Origin of the sequence: Actinobaculum sp. 313 (assembly GCF_003073475.1) — a bacterium.
Taxonomy (GTDB): domain Bacteria; phylum Actinomycetota; class Actinomycetes; order Actinomycetales; family Actinomycetaceae; genus Asp313.
In genome coordinates this window covers 1,706,297-1,728,434 of sequence record NZ_CP029033.1, presented here as the reverse complement: position 1 = coordinate 1,728,434, position 22,138 = coordinate 1,706,297, and the positions used below count along the sequence as shown (strand labels likewise).

The 22,138-nt window shown below is 60.2% G+C and carries 14 protein-coding genes, 2 pseudogenes and 1 other annotated feature; of the genes and pseudogenes, 7 read left to right on the top strand and 9 right to left on the bottom strand.

What is annotated here, in order from left to right; all coding sequences use genetic code 11:
* The first annotated feature begins 39 nt into the window (after positions 1-39).
* On the top strand, positions 40-834 hold the full coding sequence (locus tag DDD63_RS07495; protein WP_108715846.1) for a DUF817 domain-containing protein: 795 nt from the start codon (positions 40-42) through the stop codon (positions 832-834).
* 79 nt (positions 835-913) lie between these two features.
* On the opposite strand, the gene DDD63_RS07490 is transcribed toward DDD63_RS07495, so the two are convergent.
* On the bottom strand, positions 914-1,528 hold the full coding sequence (locus DDD63_RS07490; RefSeq protein ID WP_108715845.1) for a methyltransferase: 615 nt from the start codon (positions 1,526-1,528) through the stop codon (positions 914-916).
* A gap of 184 nt (positions 1,529-1,712) precedes the next feature.
* Here DDD63_RS07490 and hflX point away from each other — a divergent pair, with 184 nt between their 5' ends.
* The 3 genes and pseudogenes from hflX (at position 1,713) to DDD63_RS07475 (ending at position 6,395) form a co-directional block, all read left to right on the top strand.
* On the top strand, positions 1,713-3,302 hold the full coding sequence (gene hflX, locus DDD63_RS07485; protein ID WP_108715844.1) for a GTPase HflX: 1,590 nt from the start codon (positions 1,713-1,715) through the stop codon (positions 3,300-3,302).
* Complete coding sequence (locus DDD63_RS07480) at positions 3,299-5,278, top strand: ATP-dependent DNA helicase (RefSeq protein WP_346426202.1); 1,980 nt, start codon at positions 3,299-3,301, stop codon at positions 5,276-5,278. The genes hflX and DDD63_RS07480 overlap by 4 nt, the downstream gene beginning before the upstream one ends.
* A 134-nt stretch (positions 5,279-5,412) precedes the next feature.
* A pseudogene (locus DDD63_RS07475) lies at positions 5,413-6,395 on the top strand (L-lactate dehydrogenase).
* 249 nt (positions 6,396-6,644) lie between these two features.
* Here DDD63_RS07475 and lexA read toward each other — a convergent pair.
* Entirely contained in the window at positions 6,645-7,361 is a 717-nt protein-coding gene (gene lexA, locus DDD63_RS07470) for a transcriptional repressor LexA (RefSeq protein WP_240611213.1), read from the bottom strand.
* Positions 7,362-7,599: 238 nt separating this feature from the next.
* Between lexA and DDD63_RS07465 the strand changes: the two genes are divergently transcribed.
* Complete coding sequence (locus DDD63_RS07465; protein ID WP_108715842.1) at positions 7,600-8,226, top strand: LysM peptidoglycan-binding domain-containing protein; 627 nt, start codon at positions 7,600-7,602, stop codon at positions 8,224-8,226.
* A 391-nt stretch (positions 8,227-8,617) separates the two neighbouring features.
* Positions 8,618-9,085 (top strand): transcriptional regulator NrdR, encoded by a 468-nt coding sequence (gene nrdR / locus DDD63_RS07460; protein WP_108716688.1) that lies wholly within the window; start codon positions 8,618-8,620, stop codon positions 9,083-9,085.
* A 100-nt stretch (positions 9,086-9,185) separates the two neighbouring features.
* Here nrdR and DDD63_RS07455 read toward each other — a convergent pair whose 3' ends face one another.
* The 7 genes and pseudogenes from DDD63_RS07455 to DDD63_RS07415 form a co-directional block, all read right to left on the bottom strand.
* Positions 9,186-11,411 (bottom strand): AMP-binding protein, encoded by a 2,226-nt coding sequence (locus DDD63_RS07455; RefSeq protein ID WP_108715841.1) that lies wholly within the window; start codon positions 11,409-11,411, stop codon positions 9,186-9,188.
* Between the two features lie 243 nt (positions 11,412-11,654).
* Positions 11,655-12,041: a hypothetical protein gene (locus DDD63_RS07445; protein ID WP_125482462.1), complete on the bottom strand. Its 387-nt coding sequence runs from the start codon at positions 12,039-12,041 to the stop codon at positions 11,655-11,657.
* A 292-nt stretch (positions 12,042-12,333) separates the two neighbouring features.
* Positions 12,334-13,636: pseudogene (locus DDD63_RS07440) on the bottom strand (IS3 family transposase).
* Positions 13,230-13,358 (bottom strand) — a sequence feature (AL1L pseudoknot). (Overlaps the previous pseudogene by 129 nt.)
* A 135-nt stretch (positions 13,637-13,771) precedes the next feature.
* Positions 13,772-15,961: a hypothetical protein gene (locus DDD63_RS13195; RefSeq protein ID WP_164505490.1), complete on the bottom strand. Its 2,190-nt coding sequence runs from the start codon at positions 15,959-15,961 to the stop codon at positions 13,772-13,774.
* Between the two features lie 96 nt (positions 15,962-16,057).
* Positions 16,058-18,751: a hypothetical protein gene (locus DDD63_RS07425; protein WP_108715837.1), complete on the bottom strand. Its 2,694-nt coding sequence runs from the start codon at positions 18,749-18,751 to the stop codon at positions 16,058-16,060.
* Between the two features lie 22 nt (positions 18,752-18,773).
* Positions 18,774-19,115: a hypothetical protein gene (locus tag DDD63_RS07420; protein WP_108715836.1), complete on the bottom strand. Its 342-nt coding sequence runs from the start codon at positions 19,113-19,115 to the stop codon at positions 18,774-18,776.
* Between the two features lie 261 nt (positions 19,116-19,376).
* A complete protein-coding gene (locus tag DDD63_RS07415) occupies positions 19,377-20,090 on the bottom strand; it encodes a hypothetical protein (protein WP_108715835.1) in 714 nt (237 codons plus the stop codon).
* 295 nt (positions 20,091-20,385) lie between these two features.
* Between DDD63_RS07415 and DDD63_RS07410 the strand changes: the two genes are divergently transcribed.
* The gene (locus DDD63_RS07410; protein ID WP_108715834.1) at positions 20,386-22,035 is read left to right on the top strand and encodes a hypothetical protein; all 1,650 of its coding nucleotides are present in this window, start codon (positions 20,386-20,388) and stop codon (positions 22,033-22,035) included.
* The last annotated feature ends 103 nt before the right edge of the window (positions 22,036-22,138 follow it).

Genomic DNA, 22,138 nt, shown 5'->3' with positions numbered 1-22,138 from the left:
GTACGACGACGGGGGAGGAGGCACGCGCGGATTCCTTAAATCCGATTTGTCCAGTTCGCGTGGATCCAGCTGCAGTGCTGTCTTTTCCCCATCGCGATTTTCCTCGGTCTGGCCCTCTCCATGCTGGTGTGGGGCAGATATGACCTGCCGCTGACACGCTATGACGCCATGCTGATCTACGTCATCGTGCTCCAGATCCTATTGGTACGGGTACGATTCGAGACATGGCGGGAACTGCTGGTAATCTGCGCATTCCACGTGCTCGGCCTGGCACTCGAAATCTTCAAGGTGAGTATTGGCTCCTGGAACTATCCCGATGCCGGTCTTATTCGGTTGGCCGACGTACCGGTATTCTCCGGATTCATGTACGCCTCGGTCGGATCATATATTTGCCAGGCCTTCCGCAGGTTCGATTTGCGGGTGACTAGATTTCGTTGGCTGCCGGTAAGCCTCCTCGCGGTGGCTGCCTACGCGAACTTCTTCACTCATCACCACATCCGGGACTCGTGTTGGCTGATCGCTATCGGCTTCTTCATCGCGTTGTGGAAAAGCACGATCCACTTCACAGTTGGAGAAGACCGATACTGGATGCCAGCCGCGCTGGCCTTTTTGCTCATCGGCGTCTTCCTGTGGTTTGCCGAGAATGCCGCCACCTTCCTCAACGCGTGGCGTTATCCGAATCAGAGCGCAACTTGGGAGATGGTGCATGTGGGCAAGCTCGGTGGTTGGGCGCTGCTGATCACACGTAGTTTCGTCCTGGTTGCAGCGGTGAAAGCGAAGGAGGGCGCGTTGTACGGCGACGCCGCCGTTCTTCGGGTCACTCGCTCGCAGTAGAGCCAATGGGGCGAGGACATAGCCAATGGAGCCGGTCTAGGTGATGGCGCAAGTGCCGTCGGGGCTGCACGGTTCGGCCCTAGAGTTGCGGTCTGACCTCGAAGACCCGATATCCCTTGGCGGATCCGAGTCTCTTGCAGGTAAATCCCTGTTCATGCAGCCATTTCTGGAGGGAATCCGCACCGAGGTTGCGCTGCACAACGAGGTAGGCAACACCATCGTCGGCAAGTAATGAGAGCCAGGTGGTGAGCAGCTTGTGCAATTCCTGCTTGCCAATCCGCACCGGCGGATTGGACCACAGCAGGGCGATCCGCCTGTCAGCCAGCCGCTCCAAGGCTGCCTGCGGGTCAAGAACAGTGCCGTGCATCCCGGCGCGCTGTAAGTTCTCTTCGGTGAGTTTCCGTGCACGCTCGTTAACGTCGACTGCCCACACCTGAGCATTCGGAGCCGCGTCGCACAGTGCGAGAGTCATCGGTCCCCACCCGCAGCCCAGGTCAAGAGCTACTGAACCATCTGGAATATCTGGGTTCGGTACTTTCGCCAGGAAGACCGCCGTTCCGCGATCCACTTTGTCGTGCGCGAAGACGCCGTTCGCCGTGAGGACCGAATAGTCTTTGCCGCGTAGGCGGACAGTGCGCTCCACGCGGGGAGAGTCGTCCGACTGGTGCTCCGAGAAATAATGCGGGGTAGTCACCCCTTAAGAGTAGCGCCTGCCGACGCCAGTGGCGGCTTTGGCTCCCGGCCCGGGGCGGTTGCTGGCTCGGCAGCCCTTGCGTGTATCAGTGACGGGCCGATCACCCTATGTTTACCGGAGCAGTGCATGTCACTTCACCGTGTGCTGCCCTCCGTGGGATCATAGAGGAAAACGTGAGGAGCACATGAGCGAGGACTACACACAACCTGTGACAAAGCGAGGTTCACATACGGGCAGCCTTTTCAATCTGGTGACACCTGATGTGCGGACGGTATCGCAGGAGTTGCCGTCGCCGAACAGCCTTGATATCCACTCGCGCCGGGGGACCGTACTGCAGGCCGATCCGGCATACAACGCCCATAGCGGTGACGAGTTCGCCAGGGAGGAACGCTCCTCGCTGCGGCGCGTTGGCGCGCTTGAGGTTGGTGTCGAGCGTGAAGAAGGCGTCGATATCGAGTACCGGCAAGTTCGTCTGGAACGGGTGGTGCTCGTCGGGTTGTGGCAGTCAGGCGAACTGCGGCAGGCAGAAGAGTCTCTTCGTGAGCTGGCAGCGCTCGCGGAGACGGCCGGTTCCGAGGTGCTCGATGGTTTGATCCAGCGTCGCAGCCTGCCCGATCCGGCAACCTACCTCGGCCAGGGCAAAGCGCGTGAATTGGCGGATCTGGTGGCAGTGCGGGAAGCCGACACGGTGATTGTCGACTCAGAGCTCGCTCCATCGCAACGGCGCGCTTTAGAAGATATCGTTGCCGTTAAGGTTATCGACCGTACCGCATTGATCTTGGATATTTTCGCCCGGCATGCGAAGTCGAAAGAGGGAAAGGCGCAGGTCGAGCTTGCGCAACTGGAGTACCTCTTACCACGCTTACGCGGGTGGGGTGAATCTATGTCGCGCCAGGCCGGTGGTCGAGTAGCCGCCGGCGCGGGTATCGGTTCGCGCGGACCGGGTGAGACGCAGATCGAGCTTGATCGACGGCGTATCCGTACCCGTATGGCGAAGCTCCGCCGCGAAATTAAACGAATGGCGCCGGGGCGCGGCCAACGCCGTGCGGAGAGAAGACGCACAGGCATTCCGTCCGTCGTCGTCGTGGGATATACCAACGCGGGGAAATCCTCGCTTCTGAATAGACTCACCGGAGCAGGCGTGCTGGTTGAAAACGCGCTCTTCGCCACCTTGGATCCGACCGTGCGACAAGCCACGACGCCTTCCGGGCGCGCTTTCACCATCACGGATACGGTGGGATTTGTTCGTCATCTCCCCACGCAGCTAGTGGAGGCCTTCCGCTCCACCCTGGAAGAGGCGGGGACGGCAAACGTGTTGCTCCACGTCATCGATTCTTCGCATGCCGATCCGGTAGGGCAAATGCAAGCAGTTCACCAGGTGCTGGCCGATGTGCCCGGCGCCGCAAACGCACGCGAACTCATTGTGTTGTCAAAAAGCGATCTTGCCGATCCGGTGGATCTGACCGCGCTGCGCGGCCGATTCCCCGAAGCGGTGACGGTGTCCTGCCTGACCGGCGAGGGAATCGACGAGCTGTTGGAGAAGCTCGACGAAGCCCTACCGTGCCCCAATGTCGAAGTCACCGCTGTTGTGCCCTATAGCCGTGGCGATCTTGTTTCACGCATCCACGAGGAGGGCGAGATACTTGCGCCAGTGGAATATCGCAACGATGGAACCCGGGTCCGTGCGCGCGTGCCGGAGGACCTGGCAGGCGCCTTGCGTGGAGCGGGCTCACTCGAGGAAGAAAGACTTCTCGGCTCCGGAGCAGCGCTGTGAAAAGTGCGGCTGTCGAAGACGAGACGGCGCCCACGGATCGCGAAGCTGTTGACGAGATCCTCGAAGTGGTGATCTCCGCCATGGCCGGTGCGCGGCGCGAGGGCCAAGTGACAATGTCCCATCGGGTGCGGCAGGCTCTTGAAGGCAGTGAACACCTTCTGGTGCAGGCTGGCACCGGTACGGGCAAGTCAATCGGGTATCTGGTGCCAGTGATGGAGTGGGTGGCCCGTACGGGTATGCGGGCCGTTATCTCGACCGCAACGCTGACCTTGCAACGGCAGATTGTCACCCAGGACGCGCCTAGGGTAGCGCGAGCAGTGCGTGAAGTGACCGGCCGCGAACCGACGGTCGCACTGTTGAAGGGGTGGAACAACTATGTTTGCCTGCGCAAGGTCACCGGTGGCTATCCCGAGGAGGACGCGCTTCTTTCACGCGCTGCCGCAGAGTTCGGGGCGAGCGCTACCGGCGAGGAAGTGGTAAGACTACGTGAATGGGCAATGTCCACGGATACGGGCGACCGCGATGACTTGGTTCCCGGCGTGTCGGAACGAGCCTGGCGGCAGGTGTCATTGGCCAAACCGGAGTGCCTGGGTACGTCGTGCCCTTTGCGGGAATCGTGTTTCCCCGTTCTTGCCCGAGACGCCGCTGCCGAGGCCGATATTGTGGTGACCAATCACTCCATGCTCGGTGTTGAGAGCGCCGGTACTCCAGTGCTGCCTGGCGGTGCTGACGCCTTCGTCGTCGATGAGGCGCATGAGTTGGTGAACCGTGTGACGGAACAGCTGGCCGCGTCGCTGTCTCGCGTGGAGATTGCGGCCACCGCTCGGTTGCTGCGCCGGGAGCAGATAATGGTTCTGGATCTCGAACGGGCGGGTGAGGCGCTGGGGAGTGTTCTCGATGCACTTCCGGAAGATCGGCTGGTGGAAATGCCCGCCGAGCTGACCGACTCATTGCTCGCCCTACTCGGATGCTTACAGCAGGCATTGGACGATGTGGCCGCTCTACCCGGCAAGGAAGAGGCGGATGCCGCGGCGAAGAAGGTTGCTCGTAATCGTGTGCAGTCCGTGGTGGATGTGATCGAACTGCTCCTGTCCGATGGGGTGCAGGCAGGCTCCTTCGTTCCCTGGGTTTCACGTGATGGTGAGGACCGCTCATATCTGCACGTTGCGCCGCTGGATGTTTCCGCGTCATTGGCAGACATCCTGTTCGAGGACAAGCCGGTTATTCTGACCTCCGCCACCTTGGAGATCGGTGGCAGTTTCACTCACATCGCACGCCAGACCGGTTTTCTGTACCCGAGTCAAGGCCCGTGGGAGGGAATCGATGTTGGTTCCCCATTCGATCATGCACGGCAGGGAATTCTCTACGTCGCCTCGCACCTGCCGGCTCCCGGCCGTGAGGGGTACGGGGATGAGCAACTCGATGAACTGGTAGATCTTGTGCGCGCCTCGGCGGGTGGTGCGCTTTGTCTGTTCACATCGCGGCGCGCGGCGGAGGCTGCAGCCGACTACGCGCGGGAGAAGCTTGAAACGCCGGTTCTTGTGCAAGGCGAGGACCAACTTCCGACGCTGATCAGTCGGTTCGCCGACGACGACGCGGCCAGCCTGTTCGGCACGCTTTCTCTGTGGCAGGGCGTCGACGTGCCAGGGCGGACATGCCGCCTTGTTATCATTGATCGGATTCCCTTCCCGCGCCCCAATGACCCGCTAATGCAGGCCCGTACGCAGGCGGTGAACGCCTCCGGCGGCAACGGCTTCATGCAGGTGGCGGCAGCGCAGGCCGCATTGCTATTGGCGCAGGGCGTCGGTCGCCTGCTGCGCACAGTGGATGATCGCGGTGTTGTTGCTATTCTTGATTCTCGGTTGAGAACAGCTCGCTATGGGCAATTTCTCGCGGCTTCCCTGCCGCGCCTGTGGCCCACGAGTGATAGCGATACCGTCCGCGCTGCGCTGACACGCCTAGCCGACCCGGAATAGGTCCTATCGCGCGGGCGGAACGTTTTCATATGATGGTGACGCATCGAAAATAGATGAGTCGAAACAAAAGAGGAGGAACCGTGTCGGAGAACCATGCTGCAGAACCTGCGCTGATTCCGGAGTCGGAGGAGGACCTGGCTGCGGGCAACACCACAACTGCTTTCCCCAGCCCCGACGCCTCAAAGATCGCAGTTATCGGCGCGGGGCGGTAGGCTCCGCGATTACGTATGCCTCGGTGATCCAGGGCGTCGCACGCCATTACGTCATGTACGACATTGCCGGCGAAAAGGCCCGCGCCGAGGCTCTTGATATTGCACAGGGTGTGCAGTTCGCACCTGTGGCGACCGTTGAGGGTTCCAGTGATGTGGAAATTGTGCGTGACGCCGATGTCGTGGTTATCACTTCGGGTGCCAAGCAGAAGCCGGGCCAGTCTCGCCTGGAGCTCGCTGGGGCCACGATCGACATTATGAAGTCGGTGGTCCCGCAGGTGGTGGAGCAGGCTCCTAACGCGATTTTCCTTATGGTGGCCAACCCCGTCGATGTGGTCACCTACGCCGGGTGGAAGCTGTCGGGGCTGCCGGCGGAGCGCTTCTTCGGCTCCGGCACAGTTCTTGATTCATCGCGTTTGCGCTATCTCATCGCGCGTGCATGCGGTGTCGCTCCGCAGAATGTGCATGCCTATATCGCCGGTGAGCACGGTGATTCCGAGATTCCGCTGTGGTCATCCGCCACCGTTGGGGCGGTGCCACTACTTCAGTGGGGTACAACGGCTGATGGGCAGACTCTGGATGAAAGCGTGCGTGATCGGATTCATCAGGACGTCGTGCGCTCCGCTTACGAGATCATCGAGGGCAAGGGGGCCACGAATTACGCCATCGGGCTGTCGGTTGCTTCGATCCTTGCCACGATTATGCGTGATGAGCATCGCGTGTTGCCGGTGAGTTCGTACTTGGAGGACTGGCTGGGTATCTCCGATGTTTGCATGTCCGTGCCGTGTATCGTTGGGCGCTCCGGTGTTGGACAGCGGTTGATTCCGGTTGTCACGCCTCGCGAGTACGAAGGATTGCGTAAATCTGCACGGTCCATTCGTGAGGTTGCGGCGAAGTTCGGCTTCTAGTTCCCTCGGCCTGGAGACCGGGAGTGAGCATTCGAAGGGGCGGCGGCAACAGTCATGTTGCTGCCGCCCCTTTGCCGTCGCGAGTAGCGGTTCTTGCGGGCTCCCTGCCCGCGCTGGACCGCAACTGTTCGGTGGCGATGCACGCGACACCGGCCAAGCGCGGCGCTTTGGCGACCGTATGCGGCTGACGCCCGGCTGTACTCGATGAGCGGTACCGGATGTTCGGTGGTACCGGGTACTTCAGCGGTATCAGAGTGCCCGGATCACAGTGACGACGCGTCCGAGGATCTCAGCGTCGTCGGCCGGGATAGGAGCGAAGGCCGTGTTGCACGGTAGCAGCGTGACGTGTCCATTTCTCCGGTCAAGCACTTTCACCGTCGCTTCATCATCCAGTAAGGCCGCGACGATTTCTCCGTTCTCAGCCACCGGCTGACGCCGAACCACCACCCAGTCGCCGTCGCATATCGCCGCCTCGATCATGGAGTCACCTTTAACCTTGAGGGTGAACAGCTCTCCCTCACCCGTGAGGCGGCGGGGCAGTGTGAAGACGTCCTCAATCATCTGATCCGCGAGAATTGGGTTACCGGCGGCGATACGACCAACGACCGGTACCTGAACGGGCGGCTCAACGGTGACAATCTCGTCACCGTTCTGGAACGTCACCTGCGAGGCCTGCTGAGCCTGCGCCACGGACGGTGCGGAGTCCGAATTATCGCGGGACTTGCGACGCCCATATTCCATCCCCTTCTCCGTCAAAACGATGGCGCGCGGACTGTGGGAGTCGCGGCGAATGTATCCGAGCCGAACAAGGGAGTCTAGCTGGTACTTGACTGACGACGTGGAGTTGAGACCCACCGACTCACAGATCTCGCGCACGGTTGGGGGATAGTGGTATTTGAGGATGCCGACGCGTACGCACTTGAGCACCGCCGCCTGGCGCTCGGTTAGCTTGGACGCCGTTGCCACGGTTACCTCCCAATTGGGCCTCATTTCGTGTCGGAGGCTCCTGATTGACTATGAACATCAGCGTAATTGGTCACTGTCTAATACTCAAACAAATGTTCGTACGGCATGTCGAACAGGTGTTCTGGACATTCTCCACTGTGCGCTGTATAGTTCAAACAAGCGTTCGACGAACACATGTTCGATGAACGATAGCTACTAACGCTTCAAGCGGGAGCGGCGACACGAAGGGAAGATTGTTATGAGTGCAGTTGCTGTGAGCGCTATCGAGGCCGCGCAGGCAAAGACCAGTGCATCGGTGAACCTTACGGGAAGAAAGCGCAGGCCGCTCCGAGCGGTGCCTACTGCAGCCAGTCCGCTTGAGAGCGACCGCAACGAGGCACAGCAGGCGATACCGAGTAGGCTGGACGCGGATTGGCGTTCTGAGTACCCGACGCTGGCACGACGTCGGCCGACGGTGCGCGTCGCGCAAATGGAGGAAGCTTGGACCGCGGCTATGAGGCCGTCATCTGTGCGGGCCTCCGAGGGGCGCGGCCGTGCCGCACCTGTCACAGCGGTTGGTGCGAATTCACGGGTAAGGCATGCCCATAGCGTCAATGTGGCTCATATGATTCTTGCTCTGCGGCTAGCATTTGGTGCTCTAGCCGCGGCAGCGCTTGTTGTGCTTGGGCTGGGAATTGGTTCTCTTTTCGTTCCTGCGCCGGGTGATAGCGTGGTTGTGCAGTCTGGTGACACGCTCTGGTCCATCGCCGCCACGCTCCCTGACGCTCCAGACACGGCAACTGCGGTAGCAGATATCAAGGCACAGAACGGGCTGACAAGCGATGCTATCGCGGTGGGGCAGGTATTGGAATTGCCGCGATACTAGGCGCAACATCGGGGCTGGTGTCGCGTTAGCGGGGTTTCGGTATCAGTGGCGCGATGAAGGCGGTGGCGCGATGAAATGAACTCGTGGCAATCGGTAACCAGACTGCAATGCGAAGGTATCAAAGAGGATTGCGCCAACGAGCGCCGCTAGCATGCAGCGTTCAGATACGTCGCGCAGATACTTTGCGCCTCCTCGATGACAGTAGTTTCCGGCTTCCCAGTCGCAGCACTGGACGAACGTCGAGTATTGACAGGTACATCGAGTGCTGGCACTGAAGTGCTCGACGCTCCATCTGGGTGACGCTGTGCGCCCCACTCATACCGAGCGCTGAGACGTGGAGGTTGAAGTGGAGTGTTTGCGGCAAGCCGTCTACACGATCTACGGTAATGGAATGCACTGTCCATTCTGCCGCCACACGGATTCACGGGTGATTGATTCCCGTACCAGCGACGACGGTCAATCGATTCGACGTCGTCGCGAATGTCCCAACTGCAAACGCCGCTTTACCACCGTGGAGAGCGCGAGCCTAACCGTTGTGAAACGCTCAGGTGCGACGGAGCCTTTTTCACGCGACAAGATCATTGCTGGTGTTGGCAAAGCCTGCCAGGGTAGACCGGTGGGCGAGGACGACCTCGCCCTACTCGCGCAGCAAGTGGAGGAGAAAGTGCGCAGTTCTGGCAGTTCACAGATCGAAGCGCACGAAATCGGCCTGGCGATCCTCGAGCCGTTGCGTAAGCTGGACACGGTGGCCTATCTGCGCTTTGCTTCCGTGTACTCGAACTTCGACAGTCTGGACGACTTTGCGTCTGCAATTGCGGAGCTCCGGGCAGAGAACGAAGATCGTAGCGCCGACGCGTAAAGGAAAGCCGAGAGCTCTCGCGCGGTAAGCGCGATGAGAGGGCGAAGATGCACGCGATAAACGGCGCAATGTGCACCTCCACCGCGCATTCTTCACCACGTCACATGAGGTGCGGATCGTCGCCAGCTGGGTTTCCTTCCCCGGCGTCTTGCGCCGCCTGAGCGTTCGCCGCGTCAGCATCTGCTACGGCCACGTTCGTGGCGTGCCGAGCGTTGCCACCTGCGTCGCTTGGTGTGGGCTCCGCTTGACCTACGCCGTCGTCGGCGAGGGGATCTTTCTGAGCCATATCGCGTTGTGTCGGCGGTCCGGCGAGTTTCTCCTGGATTGCTTCGCTTGATGACTTCAACGCCCCGGACACCGCTGCGCCGGAGCGCGAGAGCCAAGCGGAGAACCCCTCCCTGCTCAAGCCTTCCTTCTGCAGACGAGCACGGAGTTCTTCAGGAGTGACGCCCTTTTCCGCGAACCACTCGCGCACCTGTTCCGTTGAATGCTCAGATGTACTTGAGAGCCACTCCTGGACCTGTTCCTTCGTTGCACTGAATTGCTCTTGCAACGAGCCAAGCCACGTCTCGAAACGATCAGAGGCGTTCTCGCCCAGGGCGCCGGCCTTGCGGATCCACTGCCCGGACTTCAACTCGAAATTGTTCAGCTCTTCCCGAACAGCTCGCCGCATCACCTTACCAATCTGCGAGCGAGGCAGTTCATCAACGACGGCTATCGATTTTGGTATCGCATAGTGCGATAGTTTGTCCTGTGTCCACCGTCGCACCGAGTCGAGATCAACCATGGCGCCGGGTTCGAGCACAAGCGCTGCTACAACGGACTCTCCATGTGCGTCCTCGGGCATGCCGACAACTGCGACATCGCGAACCCCGGGCATATTGCGGATGGCGTCCTCTACCTGGGACGGGTAAATGTTGAAGCCGCCGTTAATGATGAGTTCCTTGCGGCGGTCCGCCATGACGAGGAAACCATCATCCCAACGTGCTAGATCGCCGGTACGTAGCCAGCCGTTCCACAGGACCGCGTCGGTCTCTTCCGGCATCCCAAGGTAACCCGCGAATACCTGCGGGCCTCGCACAAGCACTTCGCCGATGTCATCGGCGTCCTGACTGGGATCTTCTGGATCCGCGACGCGGATTTCGGTGGAAGGGAAAGGAAGTCCGAGAGTCGAGGGCCGCCTCTCCGGGGTCACAGGCGAGCCAGCGATAATAGGCGAGGCTTCCGTCATTCCGTAGCCCTCAATGATGTAACCCCCGGTGCCCTCTTCCCAGCGCGCCGCGAGTGCGGGATCCAATGCCATCGCTCCCGAGAATGCGAAACGGATCGAGCTGAGATCGACACTCTCACCCGATTCGCGTTGCCGGTCGGCCTCGTCCAGGACACGCTGAAACATGGGAGCAACACCGGGGAACAGCGTGATCGGATGTCGCTTTTGGCCGGCAAGCAGGGATGACACGTTGAAATTGGGCAGTAGCACAAGGGTGCCCGCCTGGCGGATGCAGATACCCAGGCATGTGCTCAGACCGAAGGCGTGGAAGAAGGGCAGAACAGCGGCGAAGACTTCCGTTCCATAACCCATCGTATGGACCCATTCGATCGTCTGTACCATATTGGAGACGACATTGCGGTGCGTCAGTTGCACGGCCTTCGGCACGCCGGTTGTGCCACCAGTGTGTAGAAGCACGGCGATGTCATCAAGTTCAGGCGGCTGCATCTCCATGCCTTTGGGCAATGAAGGTGCCTTTTTGACGATGCGGTCAAATGAAAGTACGCCGTGGGGAACTGTTCCTCGCAGTTTGGCACGCTGCTCCCTGGCGGAAGAGACGGGAAGGCGCAGTAGCATACGTGAAACATGAGGGAGTTCGCGCGACAGATCAACAGCAAGGTACGTGCGCCCGTGGAAGTCGCCGTCGGATACGAGCTTTTCCAGTGTCTGCTCCCATGCGATGACGACCACGGCGCCGTGCCGATCAAGTTGTTCGTGGAGTTCATTGGCCGGGGCAAGCGGATTATGTTCAGCGACGGTGGCGCCGAGCGCAAGTGCAGCGTAGAAGGCGACGACATGCTGCGGGCAGTTCGGCATGATGAGGGCGACGACGTCACCATTGCGAACACCGCAGCGATAGAGGGCAGAGGTTGCTTTGCGGACCTGGTGGTCCAACTCGCGATAGGTAATAGTGCGCCCGAGGAAATCGATAGCCACACGATTTGGGAAGTCAGCAGCGGCGTGAGGGAGCTGCTGATCGAGCGTTTGTGTGACGGGTTCTATCTCAGCGGGAACTCCGGGGGCGTAGTGGGGGCGGGCTGGAACAGTCGCGTCCATTGTGCGTCCTCTCGGTCATAAACAGGTGCCGAAGGAATTCTATGTTGCCCTGCCCAGCAATCACACACTTTCCACCTTGATTTCTGCCGCATTTCGCCACGAGCGCCATGAGGATCGCGAGACAAGGAGGGAGTTCATAGGCGTGGCGAGTGTGGGAATGCGTGGCGAGTGCAGGAAAGCCGCGTGCGGGTGGTTCCATGTGCGTCAGCAGGAGGACAGTGACACGTAAGAAACCGCATCCTGTCAGTGACGGACTGCTCGATACCGAGCACTGCGGGAAGAGTACGGCTTGGTTTCCTCTTTCGCATCATCGGTGGCGGGTTGCATCACCGGACTTGTTGCGTTGTCCGGCTCCTCTTCCGCATCCTCGGTGGACGAGAGGGATCTTGTAACGCGGACGGTCAGCAGAATTACTCCGCCGAGGGCTAGCCCTGCAAGGAGCGCAAGCAGGACCCACCGCGTGCCTGCGTCCTCGTTGGAGACGCCTAGCTGAGCAGCGATCCTCCTGTTCTCGATATAAGCGCGTTGCTGTACCTCCGAATACAGTGAGCGAGTCGAGTCATTAGCGTCGCCCGGAAACGGTGCGTTATTGAACCAGGCGTGGTAATCGTTGATCCGTTGTTCGTCCATGTTGTCGTAGTCCACTATCTTCCCGTCTCAAATGAAGGAAGCGTCGGATGCTTGGACGTCGGCTAATTGCTCGGGCTGGGTGTTGGCCCACTCGGCATAGGCAGCCGCATTGAGGGTGGAAAGTCTGCTGTTGAGCTTACTGAGGTCAGGGGCGGTAATGCTTCAGGTGGTGGCGTGGTTAAGTGTGACGAAGAGGGGGACGTAGCGCATGACTGTGTTCTCGACGTTGGTTTCTGTTTGTCCGTCCATCGCTCGATGTAAGTGTCAAGCCCCGGGTTTTGTGGAGGCTGTTTTATCTGGCGCCGGCGGTTGCCGGCTGGGGTTGGTTGATGGTGTTGGTGTCTTCTTGTGGTGGTGGGGTGTAGGCCTGCTCGTGCTTGATCGGAGTGTGCGTGTCGATGGCGCAGTGAGGACGGGTTGTGTTGTACCAGTGCACCCACTGGGCGGTAGCGAACTCGACATCATCAATACCCTGCCAGGGGCCGTGGGAGTCGAGGTAGTGGTGGTTACGGATAAGTTCAGCCTTGTACAGGGAATTCAGGGCCTCGGCCAACGTGTTATCGTAGGAGTCGCCCTTCGACCCCACAGAGGCCACAGCATCGGCCTCGGACAGGGCCTGCCCGTAACGGATTGCCCGGTACTGCACACCCCGGCCGCGTGTGATGAATCAGCCCCTTCAGGTCCGCGCCCTCGCGCCTGCGCTGCCAGATCCCCATCTTCAGAGCGTCCAGGGCCAGGTCAGTGTACGGGCTCGTGGAGGTCTGCCAGCCGATGATCCGACGCGAGTAGACGTCAGCGGGCGAAGGCCACATAGACCCAGTCGGACAGGGTTCGTACGTAGGTGATGTCCGCCACCCACAACTCGTTCGGCCTGAACGCGCTAAAGTGCCGATTCACCAGGTCGGCGGGACACCGCTTCTTGAGCGCGCTGCGCGTAGTGCGTGGTGCTGTGGCGCGGCGGATACCCTGTAGGCCCATGGCCCGCATCAACCTCTCCACGGTGCAGCGAGCCACATGCCCCAACCCATGCCGCTCACAGACCTCAGGCCGGTTCAGCATCGCATGCATCTTCCTGGCCCCCAGAACGCAGTAGTTCTTCTTATGCACTCTGTTGATTTCGGCCTTTAGAGCCTGGTCGCGCCTGCTCCTTGCCGATGGGGGACGGGACTTGGCTGCGTAGTAGGTGCTCGGGGCGATCTTCATGCCTGACCGTGTCAGGACCTGGCAGATCGGCTCGACCCCGAACTCCTCCTTGCGGGAGTCGATGTACTTGCAGATCAGCGGGACGGGCGGTCGAGCTCCGCCGCGAAAAAAGCCGACGCGCTCCTCAAGATCGCGTTCGCCCGCCGCAACTCACGTACTTCCTTCTCCAGCTCCCGAATCCGCTCAGCATCCTCGCTGGTGGTTCCCGGCCTGGCGCCCATGTCGACCTCGGCCTTCTTCACCCAGGTACGCAGCGCCTCCGGATGGACGCCCAGCTCATCAGCGATCCTGCGGATCGCCCCCTTAGACCTCTCCGGGTCCCGACGGGCCTCCACAGCCATCCTGGTAGCCCGCTCCCGCAACTCCTCCGGATACTTCCTTGATGCACTCATGACAGTAATCCTTCCGTGTAATCACTACCTCCATCAAACCCGGGACGATTCAGTTGGGAAGTCATGTACTCTCTCCCTTTATCGGTAGTGGGATTGGGGTGTGGTTTCATGGTTCTGGACAGCTGGCATTTGCGTTTACGCGCGGCTCCTTTTCTGCCTGTTGTCGTGGATGAGTGCGGTTGTTACCACTAGGATTGCGGCTAGATGAATGAAGGCTAGGCTGTCGTTTGTGAGCCACTGACGCGGTGAATCTGCGCGCCGTCTGCCGTTGTACATTTCTTCGAATGCCGAAATGCGAGTATTCACCCTTGTGGACAGTTCTGTACGTATGTCTTCATTGCCGCGGCTGGGGCTTTGGGGGATGGGCTGCTCGCGCATCCAGGCAAAGTAGTTCGAAAGCTGTGTCCCGTCCATGTCCGTATAGTCGATGATGCGTCCGTTCTCCATGAAGGAAGCCCCGTAGCCGCTGTCGTCTGCGGGTAACGCCTCTGGGTTGTTGTTGGCCCATTCGCTGTATGCCTGTCCGTATAGATCCCAGATCTGTGTCTCTAGGTCACTTTTGTTTGGTGTTTCGGTGTTGCCTGTGGTGGCGTGGTTGAGTGTGACGAAGAGGGGGACGTAGCGCATGACTGTGTTCTCGACGTTGGTTTCTGTTTGTCCGTCCATCGCTCGATGTAAGTCTCTCAGGTAGGTGGTGTTGGTGGCTTGGGTGAAGTGTTGGAGGGAGGGGGTTCTGCCGTTGGTTGTGTTGGTGTCGTAGGCGAGGTCGGTGAAGAAGCCGGGATATTCGTCAACACGACCAATCAGTTGATTCTTGAGAGTATAGGTGGGCAGCAGTGTGAAGCTGTGTTCTGAGCGGCCGATGTAGGTGAGGTCGTCGGGTGCACCGCCTGCATGGTTCATCATGTCTGCGATGTGGCTGGCGTATGGGTGGAGGATGTTTCCGGTGTGGGTTCTGAGGTTGCGGTTGGTGTAGCCGTAGGGGGTTTGGTTTTTGCCGGGGCCGATGGTGATGGTGGGTCCGTAGTTGTGGGCGAGGCCGTCGCAGTAGGCCTGGAGGTAGTCGCGGATGATGGTGTAGGAGTCGGGGGCTTGGGTGTTGCGGGTGGTTTGGGTGATGATGAGGCCGAGCTGGTTGCCGTGGTCGGGGTAGGGGATGATGTGGTCGGGTGTGGTGGTGGGCAGGGCGTTGGTAAGGCCGGGTGTGGGGTTTGTGGTGCTGCCGGGGGTGTAGCGGTGGGCGACGAGGTATTCGATGGTGCGGAGTTGTTTGGTTGCGGGGTAGGTGCGGTTGGGGTGGGTGATGGTGATCAGGCTGTAGCTTGCCAGGAAGTGGCGGGTGGCGGCGGTGTTATCGGCGGTGATTTGTGTGGCGGCGGTGGTGTTGGTGGTGTGTGGTGGTGTGGCGGGTTCGTCGGCGAGGTTGAGGAGGGCGTAGATGGGGTCGCCGGTGGTGGGGTCGGTGAGGAAGTGGCCGGGGTCGTAGGCTTGGCGTGTGGTCTGGAGGGTGGTGTGGTCCCAGAGGAGGAGGTGGGTGGCGGTGGAGTCGAGGGTGGGGGAGATGGGTTCGTTGGGGCCGGGGATGGTGGTGGCGTCGGTGGTGGTGTAGGTGGTTCCGGTCAGGAAGATGGGGCCGATGTGTAGGTAGGGGTTGGTGGTGGCTGCGGCGGTGAGGGCGGAGCCGATCCATTCGTATCCGTAGGTGGGGGTTCCTTTGGTCCAGGGGATGATGCTCTGGTGGTCTTCTGCGTCGGTTAAGGAGGCGTATGGTTTGTCTTTGAGGTAGACGGTGGTGCCGACGGTGCGGACTTGTTCAGCGGTGTGGGCTTGGTGGTCGGTGAGGGGCTGGCCGTTGATGGTGATGGTGTCGTGGTCGTGCTGCCAGGCGGTAAGGGCGGGATCGGCGGTGTTGGTGCCGCCGGTGGCCAGGGTGATGATGGTTCCGATACCGGCGTTGAGTTCACTGCCACAGGTCCAGGAGGCCTTGGTGTGTTGCAGGGTGGTGACGAGTTGGTCGATAGTGACGTGGCTGGTCAGGGCGTTGGCGAAGTAGTGGTTGGAGAACAGGGCACCGTACTGCGTGACGAAGGCCTGTACCTCGGCCTGGTCGACGTCGTCGTCGGTGAAGAAACCTGCCGCGTCCTTGGCTAACCGGTCAGCCTCCTGCCACGAGGACACACTCCCGTCCACCAGACCCGTACACGCAGCAGAGGACCGACCAGACAACCCCACCCCACCCACACACACCACACCCACACAAACCACCACCACCGCCACCACAACAAACACACCCCAAAAACGAAACAGTGACACGGAAGTTTTCATCTTGGCCTTTCAACGGAAACGGTTCTCTAGTGCTGAATTGGGGCTCTTCGCGGCAGCCCGCGGGGCAGACAAGGACGAGTGGGATTCATTGCTGGTTCACCTGCGATTCGACGCGCTGTCGATGTTCGACTTTGCTGTGGTTGCTTCGCCGTCGATGATATTCGCAGCACTACTGCTGTTACCGACGACGTCCGGCAAAGGCATTTGAGCTGCCCAGTCGGAGAAATACTGCTGCTCCGAGGCGCTCATGTCCGTATAGTCTTTTATCCTGCCATCTTCCATAAAGTGAAGGGAGGCAGGACTTGCTGCTGCCTCCTCCAATAGGTCAGGCTGAGTATTGAGATAGTCTGCATAGCAGTTGAGGTAGCGATCCTCCATGAGGCTCGTAGTCAGCGAGTCGCTGTTATCGCGTACCTCGGCGACGATGTACTCACTATTCGATTCAGGTAGCAGGCTGTCTATGAGTTCTTGCGGTCCTCCATTTGAAGGTATATCGAGCACGTCCATCCCTGGACCGACCTTACTGAAGGAAAAATAGCCAGCGCCATCAAGAATCAGACCCTTGATAGCGTTATTGACGGAATCCGATGACCTAGCGAGTTGGATATCATCGGCGTATTCCGCGCGTTCAATGACAACGAAACCAGTGGTGTATTGGGCGAGAACATTGTGAACACCGGCGCTGCCGGGCCAACCATTCATAGCCGCAGTCAGGTCTCGCTGGCAGAACATGTCATTGGCCTCTGCCAAAGTGGCAAGCGATGGCATTCTGCCGTTGGACGTATCTGTGTCGAAGCTCAGGTCGGCGAAGAGTCCAGGAGAGTCCGTATTTCCCATGGCAATCAACTGATTGCGGAGTTCTGCTGTCAATTGCAGCTTGTACCCGTCATCGCTCTCAAGAACGATCTCGCCTCCGTCCCTACCATTCGGATCATTGAGTTCTCGGCTGATGTCATCCATATAGGGTGCGAGTATCTCCCCTCCGTGAGCGCGAAGACCGCGATTGGCGTAGCCGAAGGTGTCCTGCCCGGCAGCGTCACCGATCCAGCCTGCGGGTTGGTAGTCGGCGGCAAGCCCGTCGCAGTAGCCCTGAAGATAATGATGAATGATGGCATACGAGTCTGGATTATCCAGATCTCGTGTCGATTCGTAGATGACGTTTCCAAGGAGATCCCCCTGATCGGGGTACTCGTAAGGTGTGGCGTAGGTGGTGATCGGAATGCCTTGGTTGCCATAGTCATTGAAGGTGTCCCCTGGCACCGATCTATGCCCGACAAGGTACTCGGTGGTTCCCAAGGGTCTCCGTGAGCCGTCGCCGTCATCAATGGAGATGAGACTGTCACTGGCCAAGAACTTCTGATTGGAGGCGATACGGTTGTGGTTAACTTCTTCCAGTGCGGCTGGATCCGCTGTTCCGCCAGTGGGTTCATCCATCAGGTTCAGCAGGGCGTATACTCCGTCGCCAGACTGCGCCTCGCCCAGGAAACCGCCCGGGTCAAGCCCGTGCTTGTCGGTTTCCAAGGAGCTGTTATCCCATCTGAGCAAGTCATCGGCAACCGATATATCGCTGTCGCTTCGCCCATTGAGGAACACATCTCCAATGACCAACGACTCGTTCTCGCCTGCGGCGGCGAAAGCGGAGCCAATCCACTCGTATCCATAAGACGGGTCGTGCTTCGTCCACGGCAGTAGCCCTTGATCTGCCTCTGCCGCTGACATCGACGAGTACTTGTTCCCGTCCATGTAGACGGCGTTGCCGACCCCCTTCAGTTGCCCAGCGAACTGGAGCTGTCGATAGACAAGGGTCTTGCCGTTAATGCGCAGACCGTTGGAACCTGCTTGCCAAGCTCCCAGTTCCTTGCAGGAGGTGTCAACTCCGCCTGTTGCTAGAACAATAAGTGTACCGACCCCAGCGTTGAACTCAGAAGCACCATCCCAGGAGGAGTCCACCTGCTGTAGCACGCCAATCATCTGGTCGGGCGATACGCGGGCTGCTAGCGCGTTAGCAAAGAACGGGTTATCGAAGTCATCGCCGTACTCCTCAAGAAACTCATGGAGCTCCGCTTCCGTGATGTCACCCTCTTGGAAGAAGTCCGCAGCCCGCATCGCCTCCGAATTCGCATATGTCCAGTTTGCCTCCGTGCCGAGCACATTGTCCTCAGTTCCGAAGCACGCGAGTGAGAGCCGATCCCGGTCAACAGACTCACCGTCGGCACCAATCACGCGTCCCTTCGGGACGAAGCGGTCTGCCCAGGCGGAGATCGCGGTTGTCGTGGACTGCGCCACTAGATTCAACTCTGCTAGGGCGGAGTCGTAGTTTGCGCGTGCAGTTGCCTGGTCTTCTGCACATCGGGTGTTAGCACTCTCTATAAGCGGGTTGATCGAGTCGGGATCAAGTTCATCGCTGCGGATTCGGTTGGTTCCGGGCGCGGTGAGTTCGTTGATCGCGGCTGTTCGGGCGGTGATAGCTGCGTCCCACTGCTCTTGTGCTGCCTCGATTCGACCGATAGCTGTGGAGAGTTCATCGGCGTAGTTGTTGAGAACGGGCTTGATAGCGACCTGCGCGCTCACCGCACTTTGAACTGCGGACTGCAGGGCTTGCGCCGCGCCCGCATTCGCTGTGCCAGCAGTTCCCCCCCATCCTTCGACGGCAGCGCCCTGCCCAACTATCTGGGTCTCGCTCATCGCCCCCGCAGCGCCGTCAAAGGCAATGCCGATATCCCTGATTTTCTCGACTTTATTCGCGGGTTTTGGCAGCGCCGTCTCTGCCGGTACCGGAGACCAAGTCATGGTGAGTTCCTTTGCTTCAGAGTTAGCTGTTCATGAAGTCGAATTCGCCGCCGACTTCGAAGTTGTCGACGGCGTCTTGCTCGGCTTGGTCGTAGTTCACGATGGCAGCCTGAACGCCTGAGCCGAGTACGCCTGCAGAATCGGAGAACTCGAGGCATGCCTGTTGCATGAGGTCAGCGACGTAGTCGCATACCTCGCTGAGAGCGGCAGTCGTCTCTACGATCAGATCCGCGATATCGGGGCACGACTCGCGAATTCTCCCATACCCAGCCGCGATGTTCACAAAGGTCTGGGAATCGTTCCAGTTCTTGTTTCGGGCAATGCCTGCCAGAGCAGGATCGAATTGCAGTAGTTCGTCAGTCATGTGAGCGGGTCCCTTCTGTAGCATTAGCACCTGAGGAGGTAACACGCCACACTGTATTTGGAGATGGCTCCCAGGTCTAGCTAATCCACAGGGGAATGATACCCATGGTGTAATACGGCGATGTGTGGTATGAAGCACCTCTGCCTACCGAATGGTCCAGCGGCTCTCATGGTCGGCGGTGCGGTTCCTCGAACGGACATTCCCGGATTTGACGGAGTTTTCATGAGTCGAGTGCGGGTATCCAGGGTCGAGCCGACCAGCTTATCGGGTGCCGGTTGGTGTGGGTGTGGTGTTGGTGGGTTGTGGGTAGGGGACTTCGGTCCAGAGGGTGGGGTTGTCGCGGTCGCGTTCGTCGCGCATGTCGATGCCGGTGAGTTCGAAGTCGCCGCGGACTTGGTAGAAGAGCCAGCCTTCTCCGGACTCGCCGGTCTCCAGGCGTGGGACTCCGGCGAGGGAGTCGTCTCCGCGGTAGCGGGTAACGTTCACTTGGTAGGGTTCGTAGAGGGGGTGTCCGTTGGTGGTTCCGCGTAGGCGTTCGGCGAGGTGGAGGTAGGGGTCTGCTCGTTCTCCGGTGTTGGTGACGCGGAGTTTGATGCCGAGGAACCGGTGCCCCTCGATAGAGGGAGTTACGGGTGGGTCCGCGTTTGCAAGGTAGTCGGTGACGTCTGCCTTGTATTCTAAGATTTCCACGCTCCACTCCCCGATCTGCGTCTCCCCAGGCGTCGGCGAGGCCGTTGGCTCCGGCGTAGTCGTGATCGGCGCGTGGGTGGGGCTGGTCGTGTTACCACCGGGGGCGGGCGTGGGTGTTGCGTGGTTGCGTCCGGCGATCATGACCCCGGCGACCACCACCCCGATGACGACTAGGGCGCCGATGGCCGCCCAGGCCCAGCCTGGCAGGCCCCGCCGACGTGGGGTGGTAGCACCCCCAGTCGGGTCGGACGAATTGCTGTTCGGGGCTGGTGGTGTGGTGGTCATGGGTCTCCGCTCTCTTTGTGTGCTGTCGGTTGTCTTGTCGTTGATTGTTGCAGATCTGGTCACGATCTGCAGTTTCCGACAAGTCTTCACAGGCGCATATGACCGCGGCACGTGGTGTGACCTGCGCAAACGCGTTGGGATGTGGTTCTGGTGAGGGAGTGCGTGTCGTTATTCGTTGTAGACAGATGGCCGTTTCACCGGTAGAGTCGGCGATATCACAGCCGATTCTGTTCTGAGTAGTGGGGCGCTCACCGAGTACAACCCTAACTGGAACGTGAGGAGAGAGGACAGCATCATGGCTAGTCATGAGCAGCGAGACACATTAGCGGAGATCGCGACATTTGATCCGGAGGAAGCCCGGGATCTCGCGCGTATTTACGATAAGGTGAGTCGTGGTTTTGAGGATTTGCGGGGCACGATTGCTCGGCGGATGAATCCGGATGATTTAGGGATTCGTGGCGCGGCGGGTGAAGCGTTTCGGAGCTCAATGGACGGTATCCGGCAACGGATGGGACAGCATGCCGACGACATAGAAGCGATGAGTAAGTCGGCTGAAGTGATTGCGGATGCAGCGGAAGAGGCTCGGGCGGCGCATGAGGAGATTAGTGCGGATACGACATCGTCGGATGCGGCGTATGCGGCGCAGTCGGGGATGCTTAATGGTGTTGCGACGGTGAATCCGGATGTGACGGGGCAGTTGGACCATGCTCATCAGGCGCATGAGGCCCGGGATAGTGGGTATGAGGAGCGGGCTGGGCGGATGGTGGATTATGTGGGTGAGGAGGTGGATCGTGCGATTCGTATGCTGCCTCGCTCGGAGAAGTCCGAGCCGCGTTCTTATGTGACCTACACGCCCTCGCCGTCGTTGTCTGGTGTGGATTCGTCGGTGACGGGTCTACCGTCTGATGGTGGGGCGTCGTATGCGGCGGCGTTGGCGGAGGGCCGCCCGACAGACACGGACCCGGATGTGGACGTGTCGGATGGTGGTGGGTCTGTTGTTCCGTCGGTGGGTGCGGTTGCGGCGGGTGTGGGTGTTTCTGGGAGTTTGGCGTGGATGTTTTCGTGGTATGCGGGTGAGCGTGTGGAGGGCATGGTGGGTACTCCACAAGGCAGGATGATCCGAGCAGATTCCGCGGAGGCACGCTACTTGTATGGTCCGGGTGGAGGGGATTTGATGGACCGGGTCCGGGAAGCCGGACGCCTCTCCTTCCAAGACAACAACAACCCTACGGGCAGTGGTGCTGGTGTTGCTGGGGCGGCCGGGGCTGCGGCTGGTGCGGCGGGGTTGGCCCGTGGTGCGGCATCTGGTGTGCGGTGGAGTAATGCGCAGCAGATGGGTATGCGTCCCACCCGTATCCCCTTATCAGGCCAACCCCAACAAGGCACCGGGACGCGAGGAACCGGGGCCGGGACACGAGGCACGGGTGTGCGCGGCGGGCAGGCACAACAGGCCGGTATGCGTGGCACCGGTGGTGCGCGGGGCGGACAAGCCGCTAATGGCCGTGGGGCTGGTGCGGGCGGCGTCCGGGGTGGCCAAGCCCAGGGTGACCGTGGAACCGGTGTTCGTGGTGGACAGCCTGCTGGTGGTCGTGCTGGGACTGGCCGTGGAACGGGTGTTCGCGGCGGTCAGGTGCAGCAGTCTGGTGTGCGTGGTACCGGGGGTGCGCGTGGTGCTGGTCGTAAGAAGCGGGATGAGCGGGAGCGGAAGTGGAGTCCGGAGGTTCGGTTTGCTTTGCGTGGTCGGGAGGTTCCGGATCCGCAGGAAGAGGAGCGTCGCCGGGAGGAAGCGCTTAAGCGTTTGGATGCGGTGTGGTTGAGCCGTCACGGCGCGGAGAGTGTGCGCGAGCGGCAGCGGCGTGAGGCCGAGGAGGCTACCCGTCGTGAAATGTTCTCCCGGCCCCTGCTGTACTGGCGGCCACCCCGCGAAAACGGACAACAACAATAAACTGGCCGTCCGCACCACTTGTGCGGTCACGCAGCGACTACAGCGTGGAATCCACACGTTACGCGGCTCGGATCGCTCGTGTTCCGAGCCGGGCGAGTCGCCG

What these genes read in the sequence shown, in the direction of transcription:
- hflX (WP_108715844.1), top strand. Translation starts at nt 1,713, where the DNA reads ATGAGCGAGGACTACACACAACCTGTGACAAAGCGAGGTTCACATACG.
- DDD63_RS07465 (WP_108715842.1), top strand. Translation starts at nt 7,600, where the DNA reads ATGAGTGCAGTTGCTGTGAGCGCTATCGAGGCCGCGCAGGCAAAGACC.
- nrdR (WP_108716688.1), top strand. Translation starts at nt 8,618, where the DNA reads ATGCACTGTCCATTCTGCCGCCACACGGATTCACGGGTGATTGATTCC.
- DDD63_RS07455 (WP_108715841.1), bottom strand. Translation starts at nt 11,411, where the DNA reads ATGGACGCGACTGTTCCAGCCCGCCCCCACTACGCCCCCGGAGTTCCC.
- DDD63_RS07445 (WP_125482462.1), bottom strand. Translation starts at nt 12,041, where the DNA reads ATGGACGAACAACGGATCAACGATTACCACGCCTGGTTCAATAACGCA.
- DDD63_RS13195 (WP_164505490.1), bottom strand. Translation starts at nt 15,961, where the DNA reads ATGAAAACTTCCGTGTCACTGTTTCGTTTTTGGGGTGTGTTTGTTGTG.
- DDD63_RS07425 (WP_108715837.1), bottom strand. Translation starts at nt 18,751, where the DNA reads ATGACTTGGTCTCCGGTACCGGCAGAGACGGCGCTGCCAAAACCCGCG.
- DDD63_RS07420 (WP_108715836.1), bottom strand. Translation starts at nt 19,115, where the DNA reads ATGACTGACGAACTACTGCAATTCGATCCTGCTCTGGCAGGCATTGCC.
- DDD63_RS07415 (WP_108715835.1), bottom strand. Translation starts at nt 20,090, where the DNA reads ATGACCACCACACCACCAGCCCCGAACAGCAATTCGTCCGACCCGACT.
- DDD63_RS07410 (WP_108715834.1), top strand. Translation starts at nt 20,386, where the DNA reads ATGGCTAGTCATGAGCAGCGAGACACATTAGCGGAGATCGCGACATTT.